The organism is Undibacterium sp. Ji50W (genome assembly GCF_049340445.1).
Taxonomy (GTDB): domain Bacteria; phylum Pseudomonadota; class Gammaproteobacteria; order Burkholderiales; family Burkholderiaceae_D; genus Undibacterium.
Map to the genome: position 1 here is coordinate 245,110 of NZ_JBMPOX010000006.1, position 13,732 is coordinate 258,841.

Genomic DNA, 13,732 nt, shown 5'->3' on the forward strand with positions numbered 1-13,732 from the left:
GGCCCACCGCCGCCTTTTCTGACCGGTATATGCTGGGCCATATCAATTCCTCAATGGCGAGGCACGACGCCCGCACAGGCTCACCGTCACCGTCGCTCCGCTGCCGGGCGTGGTCAGGTTGGGCCGCACATAGCGCGGCAATTCGATACTGGCCAGGCCACCATTGGCAGACAGCGTGGCCGCAGTACCGCCCGCCGCATTCGACAACACAAACCAGTTACTGCCATCATTACTGCCCTGCAGACTCAGCGTCGCACCACCCCAGCTACCCACCGCCTGCCAGGTGCGATCGGCCCATTCCGGCATTTCAAATGGCACACCATCGGCATTCGCCGTACTCAGGGCCCAGCTCAACAAAACGACACTGGCATCACGGGTACCGATGTCACGAGAAAATTGGGGGCTAACGCTTGCCATGATTGATATCCTTAAAAATAAAAAACCGCCTCAAGGGCGGTTGTATTTGGCATAAAAAAACCCGCAGATTAGCGGGTTTTTTAATTAAGCTGCTTCTTTATGCTTGGGGGGATCCTGATCCGGCTTGTCTTGTTGACCTTGCAATTCATGTTGCCGTTCTCTTTCCGCTTTTTCATTTGCGTAAAGCGTTGCGATTCTTTTCAATTCTGAGTCGGCAAACCGCTTTAATGCATCACGCATTAAAGGTTGATATCCTACACCATTGAATTTTGCGATCATTTTGAATTCCTTAATCAGTTCTGTAGACAACCGAATGGAAATCATTTGAAGCCCGAGTGCTTCATCAATTTGATTTTCTAACTCTTTGGGTGCGGCAACGGCGTGATCTATATCCCTTCCCAGAAGTCCGCTCTCCCAAGCATCTGCTGTACCGGCGATCTTGCCTTTTTGTTTCATGATTTTCTCCATAAATACTACGAAATAACTACCACTTTAAAAATTACTTCCCTTTACTCTCGTAAATAGATATTTCTATGTCATCTGGCTCATAAGCTGTTTTAATGTGGATATTGCCATCTATAAACATGCAACATATTTTAAGCAGCCGTCCTTTGTTAGTTTCAGCAATAAACCAAAGTGTGCAAGGGTCTGTTTTGTTATCTTCCCTGTCATCAATAAGAAAATTTCCACACTTGTTATCAAAGCATTGATCGATGTCCGTCTCAGTCACCATATTATGTTTTACGCACAGCTTTGCTCTTACGTCGGCTGAAATAATATATGATCTCATTCTCACCTCAATTTTGTATATACAGACTATATTGCAAAATCGAGCCAATCTCAACAAAATACATGTGAATTTATAAATTAATTACTTAAAACTAGCTGTATTTTGTATGAATCAGCTTATTTATTGATTTATGGCATGTTTTTTATATCGGCACTGTATATACAAATATTGAGTAATTAGAACAAAAAAAGTTCATCCAGGATTGAAATTTTTACATTTTCCATTTAATAAATTAAGAAATGTGCTTTCTTCATAACCAAAACAGTCAACACCCTCAATAATTAAACTCCGCATCCAAAGGCACAAAAGCCTCATCCACGAATTCATCTTCCTCGCGCGGGGTGAGTAAAAATTTGCGGATGGCTGGTTCTTCCTTGCGGGCCAGGCAATCCAGGGCGTCGTCGTGGGCGCCGACCGGGAAGGCGGCGTATTCGTTACGAAAATCATCCATGATGTCGCGCAACTGGCCGGTGGCCATCTGGCGTTTCATGCTGGCGGGTAGCCACAGGCGGCCTTGCTGGAATGATGGGATCAGGCGCCGTATGCGGTCCTCCTTTTTTGTCGCACCACCCAGTTCCAGAATACGGAAACGGTATTGCTGCCTTTCTTGCTCGATGCGGATATGTTCGATATCCGATTGCAGGCCATATTGTTCATAGCCGACCGCAGCGGGGCGATGGCGGCGTACCAGCGTAAATAACGCTTCAGTACGTTCAGTCAAATTCAAACGATCACGTACACCATCCAGCACATAATCATTGCCATCGGCACCGCGCCCCACTACCCACATCGACGTAAAATCACCGCGTGTGCGGCTTTTGCCGCTGGCCGGGTCCACCAGGATCACCTTGTTGCTGGTGGCGGGCTGGCGCTGGTAATACAGCAGCCATTCATTCTTGAATTCGCCGCCACCGACCGGGCGCGGTTCCTGCTGGTACAGGGCCGACCAAGTGCGGGGTTCACGCTTGGCGTTTTCCAGCATCTGCGGTGTGAACCATTCTGGCCACAGGGGTTCGCCAACGGCGCGGCCCAGGGCATCGCCTTCCCGTGCTTCCATCGGCAGCGACAGCACCTTCACGCGCTGCCCTGCCTGTTTCAAATCAGCGATCATGCGGCCAGCCAAATCATCTTCATGCCAGCGCGTCATGATCAGTACGGTGGCGGCACCCGGCTTCAAGCGTGTGCTCATGTCATCACGCCACCATGCCCACTGCTTTTCCCGTATGGTCGGGCTATCGGCATCTTCGCGGCTCTTGACCGGATCATCAATTATCGCCAGGTCAGCACGGCGACCAGTCACTGATCCGCCCACGCCTGCCGCAAAATACTCACCGCCCTGCGCCGTATCCCAGCGCCCGGCAGCGCTGCTATGCGCCGATAAACCACTCTTGGGAAAAGCCCGTGCATGGGCGTTGCTGCCAAACAGATTACGCACACGCCGGCCAAAACGTTCGGCCAGTTCTACCGTATGCGACGCAGCAATCACACAGCGTTCCGGGTGCCGCCCCAGATACCAGGCGGGAAATACCACACTGCCATAGGTTGATTTGGCCGAACCGGGCGGCATGGTCACGATCAGCATATCCAGCGCGCCGCTTTCCACTGCTTCCAGTTCTGCGATCAACAAGGCATGATGACGCGCCGGTGTCACCTCCAGCGTCATGGTGGCATACACCGCCAGGTCATCTACTGCCCGCGCTGCCTGTTCCTGCTCCAGCAGCGCGATCAATTCCAGTTCTTCATCCTTGTTCAAGGCCATATAATTTTTCCTGCAAAGCTGCCAGGCGGGCACGCCGTTGCGCGTCCGTCATCGCCGGTACGTCATCTTCTGCCGGTGCCAGCTCGCGCAAATTGAAAGCCTGCCGTTCCAGCCCTATCCAGGTCTTGGTGGCAGTCGCCAGGCTGACCGCCAGCGCCGCATGGGTGGATAAAGACACCGCCTTCAGCAAACGGCTTTGGCGGGTGCCGGTTTTGTCGTCGGCGCAATCGGCTTCGATGCCCTGCTCAAATTCATCGCGCCGCCCCGCCACATCCAGCAACTGTTGCGTCAGCAATTCCACCAGCGCATGGCCCTGGCGTATGCGGGCGCGGTGTTCACGCACCACCTGCACCACCGTGGCAGCCGCTGTTTCAACGATTTGCCTTTCGCTAGGGGTCGAAGGTATATGTTCTTCGCCGTACCCAACTTCGCCCCGCACCAGCTCTGCCCTGGCCTGTTCCTGCACTTTTTGTGTCAGGTCACGTTCCCACAACTGCATGGTGGCTTTCTTGCGGATGGCGGTATCAGAGATGCCGTGCAACCTGGCGATTTCACGCACGGAAGACACACCGGCGCGGTAATCACGTTCGACGGACTCCCAGTCGATGCGGCGTTTTTTGCTTAACTTATTTTCTTCATCGGGCATAGTCATCTTCGTACTCTCCCCTTTTTTTCATGCTTAAAAATCAGGCTGGCACTATCAGTGAACGCTGGCGTGCCTTGGCAACTTGATCAGGGTGCACCTGATACCTGGCAAACGGTTCATCACCCTGCATATCCACCGGGCTGATAATCAGGGCCAGCAGGCGGTTTGTGCCAGGTTCACGCAAGACGCTGATGGTGACGCCATCAAAATCCACTGGTGAGCCATAAGCCAGTGCCACCGCACCCATCAGGTCACCCGACATTTCAATCACATCACCACCGGATGGCTGAGTAGTTTTTTCAGTCGCGTTGTCTACATCTTCCATCATCATCAAAACCCCGCCTTGTCACCACGACGCGATTTGAAAGCAGCATCCGCCGCATCCTGCGCGCCTTCACCACCAGGGTCACCACCAATGGTGGCAGCACCCACTTGCGCCGCCTTGCGCAACAGCTCACGCGCCACGGCCAATGCCTGGTCTATGTTGTCCGCTGGCTGCATACCGGATGCATCACCAGCACCGGCATCACCAGCGTCGTCGGCAGCAGACGCATCTGCCCCCATCCCCATTGCAGATGACGCAGAAGGTGCCGACGATGCACCTGAAGCAGAATCCTGCGTGCCGACGCTGATATTGCCGTCTTCATCTATTGCTATACAAACCGAAATCGGAGTTGCCATGATTGTCCTAAAAAAGAAAAACCCCGTTGGTTTAGCAACGGGGTTTTGAATATGTGTCTGTGCCTATATGAGAAAAATCCCATAAGAAAAAAGCCCACCGAAAAAATTCGGTGGGCTTAAAATTAGGCGCAGCTATTACGTGTATCAGAATTCAGTGTAAGTCGGAATATTTTGACGGGCAAGTCATTTATAAAGAATTTTATAAATTATTTTTACCGCCCTTTTTTCCCAATATTTTCACTAGCCAAAAATTCACTTCAAGGCACAGGCGTCAACAAAAATGCATGTTGTGCGCCGTTGATTTTACCTGTGCCGGCGATCTGCCCGGCGTCGTTCAGATAAATGTAAGTACCATCCACTTCTGTCAACGCTGGCAACACTGTATTCAGGTCGATGATACTGCCATTGCTAAACAAAATCGGGCGGCGGGTAGAGTCACTAGGCACGGTGTAATACCCAATTGCCTGGCCACTGGCATTGATGGCATACGCAGAACTGGCACCGCCTGTTGCGCGTGGTGAACCCAGGTTGGTCATCTGACCTGCAGAATACAAAAAGGCGCGCGTATCACCGTTTGCCGTCTGCGCTTGACCCACTACCTGGCCCAACTGATTGATCCCATTGCCATAACTGGTTTTTCCACCCAGCGTACCCAGGTCATGGAATTGATAGCCATCGTATAAAAATGCGTGTGTTGTCGTGCCGTTATAAGCGGAACCGACAATCTGTCCAGCGTCATTGATGGCAGACGGTATGCAGGTGCCCGTCGTGAATAACGACCCGATGTTGGACATGCCACTACCATACGAAACAAAGCAGCGAATCTGGTTACTTGCATTGGTGGATTTGCCTGTAATCATACCCGACGCATTGATCGCTACCGCTCTGCTAAAGCGCCCACCCAGTGTACCCAGATTCACGATGCCGTTGGGCGTTGCAACAAAGGCGCGTTCATCCGTATTCGCCAGGATGCTATAGCCCACAATTTGCGTGCTGTTGTTGATGGCAAACACAATATTTGAAGTGCCACCACCCATACCACCCAGGTCAGTGGATGTCTGGCCGACAAACAGACCAACGTCGATGCTGGAGGCATCCGCACTGGTCACCGCGCCTGCCACCTGGCCCTGTGCATTGACCGCCAAGCCAACACCCGTACCGCTACCAATTTTGACGATCTGGCCGCCGCTACTTAAAAACGGATAAGGAAAACCATTGGCTTCCATGGAATAGCCAGTCACCCGCCCATCCTGCGTCAAACCACGGGCATTGCTGGTGCCACCGGCAAAGGCCCCCAGATCCGTCAGATTCCAGCCCGCCGCGCTGGCATGCGGTGCCACCATCAGACTGGCGGCCATTAAGAAAACACTGCCCAGGGCAGTCCAAAATTGATTATGTTTCATTTTTAATCCTTAAAGAGATTTGAAAAACAGCAAGAACGTGAAAGAAACCGCCTTGCCAACAATGACAATGCGGTAGAAAAACCAGGAGAAAGATGCAGAAAGTGTGGAAGAAAAGCAGGAAGAAAAACAGAAGCAGAAAATAAAAACCCCCGCCAGCAACTGGCGGGGGTTTTAGCTTTAAGAGACAAGATAAGACGCCATATAAGACGCAACGATGACGTGTATCAGAAACCAGTGTAAGCCGGAATATTTTGACAGGTAAGCAATTTAAAAAGAAATTTATAAACTATTTTACCGTCACTTTTCCAACTACTCGCTACGTATTCCAAGGCACAGGCGTCAACAAAAATGCATGTCGTGCACCATTGATTTTGCCGGTGCCGGCAATCTGTCCGGCGTCGTTGAGGTAAAGGAATTCGGCATCCACTTCTGTCAACATCGGTAATACCGTATTCAAATCGATGATGCGCCCATTGCGAAATAAAATCGGGATATGCCTGCTGTCGTCCGGCAGAATGTAGTAGCCGATAGCCTGGCCATTTGCATTGACAGCATTGGCAGAACTGGAGCCACCTTTTGCGATTGGTGATCCCAGATTGATCATTTTGCCCGCGGAATACAGAAAGGCCCGCCTGTCACCATTCGCCGTTTGTGCTTGCCCGACCACCTGCCCCAGTTGATTAATGCCGTTGGCTGCACTGGTATTTCCACCCAGTGTACCCAGATCATGAAACTGACTTCCATCGTACAAAAATGCATGTAATGCCGTGCCGTTGTTGGCGGTGCCAACGATCTGTCCGGCATCGTTGATAGCAGCTGGTATACAATTGCCTGTTGAAGCCAGCGAGCCAATATCCACCATGCCGTTGCCATAAGATACAAAACAGTGAGTCGGGCCGCCCGTGGTGTCAGTGGTGGAAAAACCCGTGATGACGCTCGCCCTGTTGATGGCAATCGCACGACTGGATCTGCCACCCAGCGTACCCAGGTTCACGAGGCTATACTTATCCGCGACAAAAGCACGTTCATCATGATTCGCCAAAATGGTGTAGCCCACTACTTGCTCAATGTTGTTAATGTCAGTAGCGATATTGCCGCCGCCATCAATACTGCCCAAATCGGTGGATGTCTGACCGGCAAATAGTCCGACATGCCCGTAGTTATCAGCCCCCAACAATATCCCGGCAGACTGCCCCAGCGCATTCACTGCCAGAGTAACGCCAGGGTCGTTCCCCACTTTGCTGACCAGCCCACGGCTACTTAAAAAGGGATACAACTGGCCATCGGCCTCTGCTGAATAACCAGCTACGCGCCCAGTCGGCGTCAAGCCACGGGCAACGCTGGTGCCACCGGAAAAAGCACCCATATCTGTCAACAGCCAGCCCGCGCTGGCATGCGGTGCTGCCATCAGACTGGCAGCCAATAATACGGCACCGAAGACACTGCCCAGGGCAGTCCAAAATTGATTATGTTTCATTTTTAATCCTTAAATAGATTTGAAAAACAGCGTGAGCGTGAAAAAGACCGCTTTGCCAAGGATGACAAGGCGGTAGAAAAACCAGAGGAAAAATGCAGAAAATGCGGAAGAAAAGCAGGAAGAAAAACAGAAGCAGAAAATAAAAAACCCGCCAGCAAAGGGCGGGTTTGATTCGCTTTAAGACACAAGATAAGACGCCATATAAGACGCCATATAAGACACACCAATGACGTGTATCAGAAACCAGTGTAAGCCGGAATATTTTGGTGGTCAAGCACCTGAAAACAGCGCATGTCGCCACCGCACCGCAGGACAGCCAAATACTTTGTAACAAAGCTGAAATACAAAAAAATCAAGCTTCAGTTACTATATACGCCTCTATCCGACTATTGAATGAAGGCGCAGCCAGACGATCATGATGTCAAAGACTCCCCTGCCCGTGCAGACCAGCCCCCATTAATGCCCATCCATCAGTTATTCACAAACTTGCAGAAGAACAGGACAAGCTATGACAGAAGATGATATCCGCAACAATGCCTTCGCCATGCCCTATACGAATTCGGCTTTTCCACCCGGGCCGTATCGTTTTACGGACAGAGAATATCTGATCATCACCTACCGTACCGACCCCGATTTATTAAGGAAAGTGATTCCCGCGCCCCTGCAAATGGCAGAGCCGGTCGTCAAGTTTGAATTCATCAACATGCCTGACTCCACCGGCTTTGGGCATTATTGTGAATCCGGTCAGGTGATTCCTGTCACGCTCGATGGCGTGGCGGGCGGCTATGTACACAGCATGTACCTGAACGACCACCCGCCGATTGCCGCAGGGCGTGAGTTATGGGGCTTTCCTAAAAAACTGGGTGAGCCAGAATTGCGGGTACACAAAGACACGCTGGTGGGTAGCCTGGATTACAGCGACATCCGCGTGGCAACCGGCACCATGGGCTTTAAACACACCACGCTGGATAAGGATAAGGTCAAGGCCAGCATGGCCACACCCAGTTTCCTGCTAAAAATTATCCCGCATGTAGATGGCACACCGCGCATCTGCGAGCTGGTGCAATACAGCTTGACCGATATCACCATCAAGGGTGCCTGGGGCGGCCCCGGCGCACTCGATCTCTTCCCCCATGCATTGGCACCGGTGGCAAGCTTGCCGGTGCGAGAAGTACTCTCTGCAGTTCATATCCTGGCCGACCTGACACTGCCTTATGGCAGCGTTGCGTATGACTATTTGGCGAAATGAAACAGTCCGCTAGTCCATTAGCCCACTAGCCCTTAAAAAATAACCTCCATCAATAAAGGAAACATCATGTTACTCAAAGACAAAGTTGCTCTGATCACCGGTGCCGCCAGCGGCATAGGCAAAGAAATCGCCATTGAATACGCCAAACAAGGTGCCAAGATCGTCATCGCCGACATGGCGCTGGAAGCCGCCACCGCCACCGCCAAAGAAATTGAACAGTCAGGCGGCACTGCCATGGCCGTGGCCATGAACGTCACCGACGAAGCCCAGGTCGATAAAGGCGTGGCCGACGCCGTTGCCGCCTACGGTACTGTGGACATCCTCATCAGCAACGCCGGCATACAGATCATCAGCCCCATCGTTGATTTAAGCCTGGATAACTGGAAAAAACTCACCGCCATCCACCTTGACGGTGCCTTCCTCACGACCCGTGCCTGCATGCGCGCGATGATAGCCGGTGGCAAGGGCGGCGCTGTTATCTACATGGGCTCAGTACATTCGCACGAAGCATCACCATTAAAAGCCCCTTACGTCACCGCCAAACATGGCTTGATCGGCCTGGCCAAAGTGGTAGCCAAAGAAGGTGCCAAAGACAATATCCGCGCCAACGTCATTTGCCCCGGCTTTGTCCGCACCCCATTGGTGGACAAGCAAATCCCGGAACAGGCAAAAGAACTGGGTATATCAGAAGCCGACGTCATCAAAAACGTCATGCTGAAAGAAACCGTCGACGGCGAATTCACCACCGTGCAAGACGTGGCACAGACAGCGCTGTTCCTGGCATCGTTCGGTTCCAATGCATTGACAGGGCAATCGATTACGGTCAGCCATGGCTGGCACATGAGTTAAAGCCGGTTCGTCACCTTCGGCCATGCACTGCTACCCGCAGTGCATGGCGCGCTTCAACATCAAGCCGAGCGGCCTGAACTGATCTTCAGCCCAAAGCCCCCCATCTCAACACCCCTTAAATTCACGCTTGCGACAGTTTTCCGCCATGGTATTAGCCTGTATCACCTGTGCGGATGTCATCCTTTTCATCACGATGGGCAGATTCTTGATGCCATTGTCATTACCTGCATCCTTGGCCAGTTTGAACCACATGTAGGCATGCACATCATCCTGTCCCACGCCCAGGCCTCTGGCATACCTGAGACCCATGTTGTTCAGTCCCTGCGGGTCGCCCTGCTCTGCGGCCAGACGGTATAGCCGGACAGCTTCTACCGGGTCAACCGGCACACCTTCACCGGTAGAATACATATAGCCAAGACTGATCTGAGCATTGGCATTCCCCTTGGCTATGGCCAGCTTGTACCACTTGATGGCTTCGGCATAATTTTGCGGCACACCAAAACCATTTCTATGCATCCATGCAACATTCGCCTGTCCACTAGGTCCGCCTTGTGCAGCGGATTTTTCAAACCATTTCATCGCGGTTGCATAATCCTGCTTTACGCTCCGGCCTTTTTCATACATGACACCCAGATTGTTCTGGGCGTCAGCATTGCCCTGATCAGCCGCCAGTTGGTACCATTTCACGGCAGCGGCATCGTCGCGATTGACACCACGCCCAGTATCCAGTGCCAAGCCCACAGACAACTGGGCATACGCATCCCCTTTTTCAGCAACTTGCAGATACAAGTTGTAAGCCTCTTTCAAATCCTTTTTGACGCCCGTGCCAGTTTCAAGCAAACCCGCCAGGTTGCTCATGGCGACCGTTTGCCCTTTGGCAGCAGCCTTGCGATACCAATTAATGCCCTCGGTATAATCTTGCGGCACGCCGGTTCCATTGACATACATGACACCAAGATTGGTCTGTCCACCAGCATGTCCCTGTTCCGCAGCCAGGCGATACCATTTCACAGCCTGCTGATAGTCTTGCTGCACACCACGGCCTTTTTCAAACGCCGTGCCAATATTAAATTGGGCCGACACATAGCCTTGCAGCGCAGCCTTTTGATACCATTTAAGCGCTTCGATATCATCTTTTTTGACGCCCTCACCCGCGTAATACCGATACCCCAGATCATTTTGCGCCCAGGCATGGCCTTTGGCCGCCTCGGCCTTCAGTTCAGCCAGGGTCCAGGTATGCTGTTTTTTTTGGGAGGGATCATTCCCATTACCTGCAGCCCAAACGCTGGCGGGCTGGCTTAACACCGCCAGCGCCGCCAGCAAAAGCAAAGTGGCTGGTTTTAGTATCTTATTCATCGTATCCCCGGTAAAAACAACATGACATGATGCACTAACTAATTTTGCAGCAGCCGCTTAAAGAAAGCAGCCTGGGGCGTATTGACATCTCAACACCCCTTAAATTCACGCTTGCGACAGTTTTCCGCCATGGTGTTAGCCTGTATCACCTGGGCGGATGTCATCCTTTTCATCACGGATGGGTAGGTTCTTGGCACCATTGTCATTACCTGCATCCTTGGCCAGTTTGAACCACATGTAGGCATGCACATCATCCTGTGCCACACCCTGGCCTTTTTCGTATTGGGAACCCAGGTTGGTCTGTGCATACTCATCGCCCTGCTCTGCCGCCAGACGGTTTAGCCGGACAGCTTCTACCTGGTCAACCGGCACACCTTTACCGGTAGAATACATATAACCAAGACTGATCTGGCCACGGGCATCCCCCTGGGCCGCCGCCTTTTTGTACCACTTGATGGCTTCGGCATAATTCTGTGGCACACCAAAACCGTTTTGGTACATCCATCCAATAGCTACCTGGCCAATGGGTGCACCTTGTGCAGCGGATTTTTCATACCATTTCATCGCCATTGCATAATCTTTTTTCACGCCCCGGCCTTCTTCATACATGAAGCCCAGATTATTCTGGGCGTCAGCATGGCCCTGATCAGCCGCCAATCGATACCATTTCACGGCAGCAGCATCATCTCGATTGACGCCACGCCCCATATCCAGTGCCAGACCCACAGAAAACTGGGCATCCGCATTCCCTTTTTCAGCAGCTTGCAGATACAAGTTGTAAGCCTCTTTCAAATCCTTTTTGACGCCCGTACCAGTTTCAAGCAAACCCGCCAGGTTGTACATGGCATCCGGTTGCCCCTTTGCAGCAGCCAGGCGATACCATTTGAGCGCTTCAACATCATCTTGTTTAACGCCATCACCCTTGGAATAACGGGCGCCCAAATTATTCTGCGCCCAGGCTTTCCCTTTGGCCGCCTCGGCCTTCAGTTCAGCCAGGGTCCAGGTATGCTGTTTTTTTGCGGTGGCTTGATTGTCATTACCTGCAGCCCAAGCGCTGGCGGGCTGGGCCAGCAATACTATTGATGTCAGCGATGCCAGCAGTGCCAGCACCGGGATGGAAGCTGGTTTGAGTGCGTTCTTCATTTTATCTCCGGCGTGTGGAAGCTGGTTTTTGTGCCAAATCTACAAATACTACCTCGATTATTGCTCAGAGGCAATTCTTGAAACTGCTGTTCCAGCACGTCACCGCCAGGGCTTCAGCCTGCGTTTTCTGTTCTGGTGTTAACATTTTGGCGGCGATGAAGCGGTTTTCGACCGGTGACAATTCACCCGCCATGGCACCCAGGGTGAACCACATATAGGCTTTGACCAGGTCTTTTGGTGTGCCGGTGCCGATGGCATATTTGATGCCCACCGCATTCTGTGATGGCAGATGACGCTGCTGCGCCGCCTTCAGCGTCCACTTGAAGGCTTCGGCATCGTCTTGCCTGACGCCGCGCCCGGTCTCATACATGTCGGCCAACAGCAATTGATCTTTCAGATAACCGCGTGCTGCCATTTCTTTCACTTCCAGGAAATTGACTGGCATGACTGGCTTGACGTTCGATACCATTCTCACCTCCTTCGCTGGCGCACTCCCGGCTGGCGCGTTGGCTGCTGGTTTGGCTGATTCCGCCGGGTTTGCCATCAGCAAAGGGCAGGCGCTTGCCAGCATGGCCGCCAGCAGCCCTGCTTTCAGTCCAGCATGCTGGTGATCAGATGTTGTCATTATTCCGCTCATGAAGTCATGCTGGCGACGAGCCTATCCATCTGCCCGCCACGCATCACCATTTACTAATCAGCCCAATCAGCAATTTACCATTTTGGCGCAATATGCTCGCCCGGCAAAATCGCATACGGGTCAGCCCAGCCCGGCAAGTTGCGCAGCCTGTCCAGCCAGGCACTGATATGGCTAAAGCGCCCCACGATAGGGTAGCCAGATTCTGCTTCCGGGTAAAACAGGTAAGCACTCATGGACATGTCAGCAATCGTCGGGCTGTCACCCACCATGTAAGGCCGGGTTGCCAGGTGCTTGTCCACAATCAGAAAAGCATTGTCCATGCGCTGACGCAACCAGGCCATGACATTGGCGTCTGGTGCCGCCGGGCCAAAGGATTTCATGAAGCGATGGGTGGCAAAATAACTGGTGAACTTGTGGTTATCAAACAAAATCCAGCGCAAGATTTCACGCTTTTCTTCTGCCGTCTTGCCACCATACGCACCATGTTTATCCGCCAGATAAGTGAGGATGACGCCAGACTGGGTCAGGCGCAGCTCACCATCTTCCAGTATCGGTACTTCGCCCATTTCATTGCTGTTTTCACGCCATGTCTCATCACGTGAAATACCTTTCATGAAATCCACAAATTCAGCTTGCCAGGGTTGGTTCAGTGCTTGCAACAACAGGGCAACCTTATAGGCATTGCCAGACTGGCAGATACTGTGCAGCTTGTACATGATGATTTTCCTTCGTCAATGAAGTCAGAAAAAGCATCATACCAAAAATTTTAGCTGCGCCAGGGTAAAAAAAGTCCACGCACAATTCATGTAAGGCAATGTCTTACATGGACCATGCGCGTGTCCAATAACGCTCGTTGAAGAACCACATCCGCACAATTGCGCTGCGTCTGTCGTAAGCCGACTTTTCAACACGGCCCAATGTTAAACTATGCTAGTTCAACGCATACAGACTTCGACTTTACAAAATAAGATGAATCACTAGTGTCCCAACGTTTTCACATCAGAGGATCGTAAGTCAATGATTTGTTTGCATAAAATGATGTTTTCATCTGGTCTCGATTTGAACATCGAGGCGCAGAATTGGGGCTTTTTGCGGATATCCGCCGAAGGCTCCTATGCATCAGGGCAAACTCGTTTTCTCGCAGGTCATGACGTATTTGCCGCTGACCACCTTTCGACGATGCGTAGCAGCCCACAGGGGCGAGCACAAGGTCAAGGATTTTTCTTGTCTGGATCAGTTCTTTGCCATGGCGTTTGCGCAATTGACCTATCGGGAATCGCTGCGCGATATCGAGGTCAATTTGCGTGCCCAGGCCCATCGGCTGT

At 51.9% G+C, this 13,732-nt stretch carries 15 protein-coding genes; 3 read left to right on the forward strand and 12 right to left on the reverse strand.

Annotated elements, in window-relative coordinates; all coding sequences use genetic code 11:
• Positions 1–42 precede the first annotated feature (42 nt).
• The 8 genes from ACO0K9_RS12320 to ACO0K9_RS12355 form a co-directional block, all read right to left on the reverse strand.
• Complete coding sequence (locus ACO0K9_RS12320; protein ID WP_422985232.1) at positions 43–417, reverse strand: hypothetical protein; 375 nt, start codon at positions 415–417, stop codon at positions 43–45.
• A gap of 84 nt (positions 418–501) precedes the next feature.
• Positions 502–873 (reverse strand): hypothetical protein, encoded by a 372-nt coding sequence (locus ACO0K9_RS12325; RefSeq protein WP_422985234.1) that lies wholly within the window; start codon positions 871–873, stop codon positions 502–504.
• A gap of 608 nt (positions 874–1,481) precedes the next feature.
• Positions 1,482–2,966 (reverse strand): terminase large subunit domain-containing protein, encoded by a 1,485-nt coding sequence (locus ACO0K9_RS12330; protein ID WP_422985236.1) that lies wholly within the window; start codon positions 2,964–2,966, stop codon positions 1,482–1,484.
• Positions 2,947–3,618, reverse strand: coding sequence for a hypothetical protein (locus ACO0K9_RS12335; RefSeq protein ID WP_422985238.1), 672 nt, complete (start codon positions 3,616–3,618; stop codon positions 2,947–2,949). The genes ACO0K9_RS12330 and ACO0K9_RS12335 overlap by 20 nt, the downstream gene beginning before the upstream one ends.
• 34 nt (positions 3,619–3,652) lie before the next feature.
• A complete protein-coding gene (locus ACO0K9_RS12340; RefSeq protein ID WP_422985240.1) occupies positions 3,653–3,943 on the reverse strand; it encodes a hypothetical protein in 291 nt (96 codons plus the stop codon).
• A complete protein-coding gene (locus ACO0K9_RS12345; RefSeq protein ID WP_422985242.1) occupies positions 3,943–4,293 on the reverse strand; it encodes a hypothetical protein in 351 nt (116 codons plus the stop codon). Before ACO0K9_RS12345 ends, ACO0K9_RS12340 begins: the two co-directional genes overlap by 1 nt.
• A gap of 257 nt (positions 4,294–4,550) precedes the next feature.
• Entirely contained in the window at positions 4,551–5,696 is a 1,146-nt protein-coding gene (locus ACO0K9_RS12350; RefSeq protein WP_422985244.1) for a hypothetical protein, read from the reverse strand.
• A 316-nt stretch (positions 5,697–6,012) separates the two neighbouring features.
• Entirely contained in the window at positions 6,013–7,173 is a 1,161-nt protein-coding gene (locus ACO0K9_RS12355) for a hypothetical protein (RefSeq protein WP_422985246.1), read from the reverse strand.
• Between the two features lie 508 nt (positions 7,174–7,681).
• On the opposite strand from ACO0K9_RS12355, the gene ACO0K9_RS12360 reads away from it, so the two are divergent.
• Both ACO0K9_RS12360 and ACO0K9_RS12365 read left to right on the forward strand, forming a co-directional pair.
• Positions 7,682–8,422: an acetoacetate decarboxylase gene (locus ACO0K9_RS12360; RefSeq protein WP_422985248.1), complete on the forward strand. Its 741-nt coding sequence runs from the start codon at positions 7,682–7,684 to the stop codon at positions 8,420–8,422.
• A gap of 66 nt (positions 8,423–8,488) precedes the next feature.
• Positions 8,489–9,271, forward strand: a complete 783-nt coding sequence (locus tag ACO0K9_RS12365; protein ID WP_422985250.1) for a 3-hydroxybutyrate dehydrogenase — start codon at positions 8,489–8,491, stop codon at positions 9,269–9,271.
• A 105-nt stretch (positions 9,272–9,376) separates the two neighbouring features.
• On the opposite strand, the gene ACO0K9_RS12370 is transcribed toward ACO0K9_RS12365, so the two are convergent.
• The 4 genes from ACO0K9_RS12370 to ACO0K9_RS12385 all read right to left on the reverse strand — a co-directional run bounded on the left by ACO0K9_RS12370 (position 9,377) and on the right by ACO0K9_RS12385 (position 13,123).
• A complete protein-coding gene (locus tag ACO0K9_RS12370; protein WP_422985252.1) occupies positions 9,377–10,627 on the reverse strand; it encodes a tetratricopeptide repeat protein in 1,251 nt (416 codons plus the stop codon).
• A gap of 135 nt (positions 10,628–10,762) precedes the next feature.
• Positions 10,763–11,770 (reverse strand): SEL1-like repeat protein, encoded by a 1,008-nt coding sequence (locus ACO0K9_RS12375; protein WP_422985254.1) that lies wholly within the window; start codon positions 11,768–11,770, stop codon positions 10,763–10,765.
• A 64-nt stretch (positions 11,771–11,834) separates the two neighbouring features.
• Positions 11,835–12,395, reverse strand: coding sequence for a tetratricopeptide repeat protein (locus ACO0K9_RS12380; protein WP_422985256.1), 561 nt, complete (start codon positions 12,393–12,395; stop codon positions 11,835–11,837).
• An 86-nt stretch (positions 12,396–12,481) separates the two neighbouring features.
• Positions 12,482–13,123 carry a glutathione S-transferase family protein gene (locus ACO0K9_RS12385; RefSeq protein ID WP_422985258.1) on the reverse strand — a complete coding sequence of 214 codons (642 nt, stop codon included), beginning with the start codon at positions 13,121–13,123 and terminating at the stop codon, positions 12,482–12,484.
• Positions 13,124–13,521: 398 nt separating this feature from the next.
• Here ACO0K9_RS12385 and ACO0K9_RS12390 point away from each other — a divergent pair.
• Positions 13,522–13,732 (forward strand): DUF4372 domain-containing protein (locus ACO0K9_RS12390; RefSeq protein ID WP_422985260.1); only part of this gene is annotated, 211 nt, incomplete at its 3' end.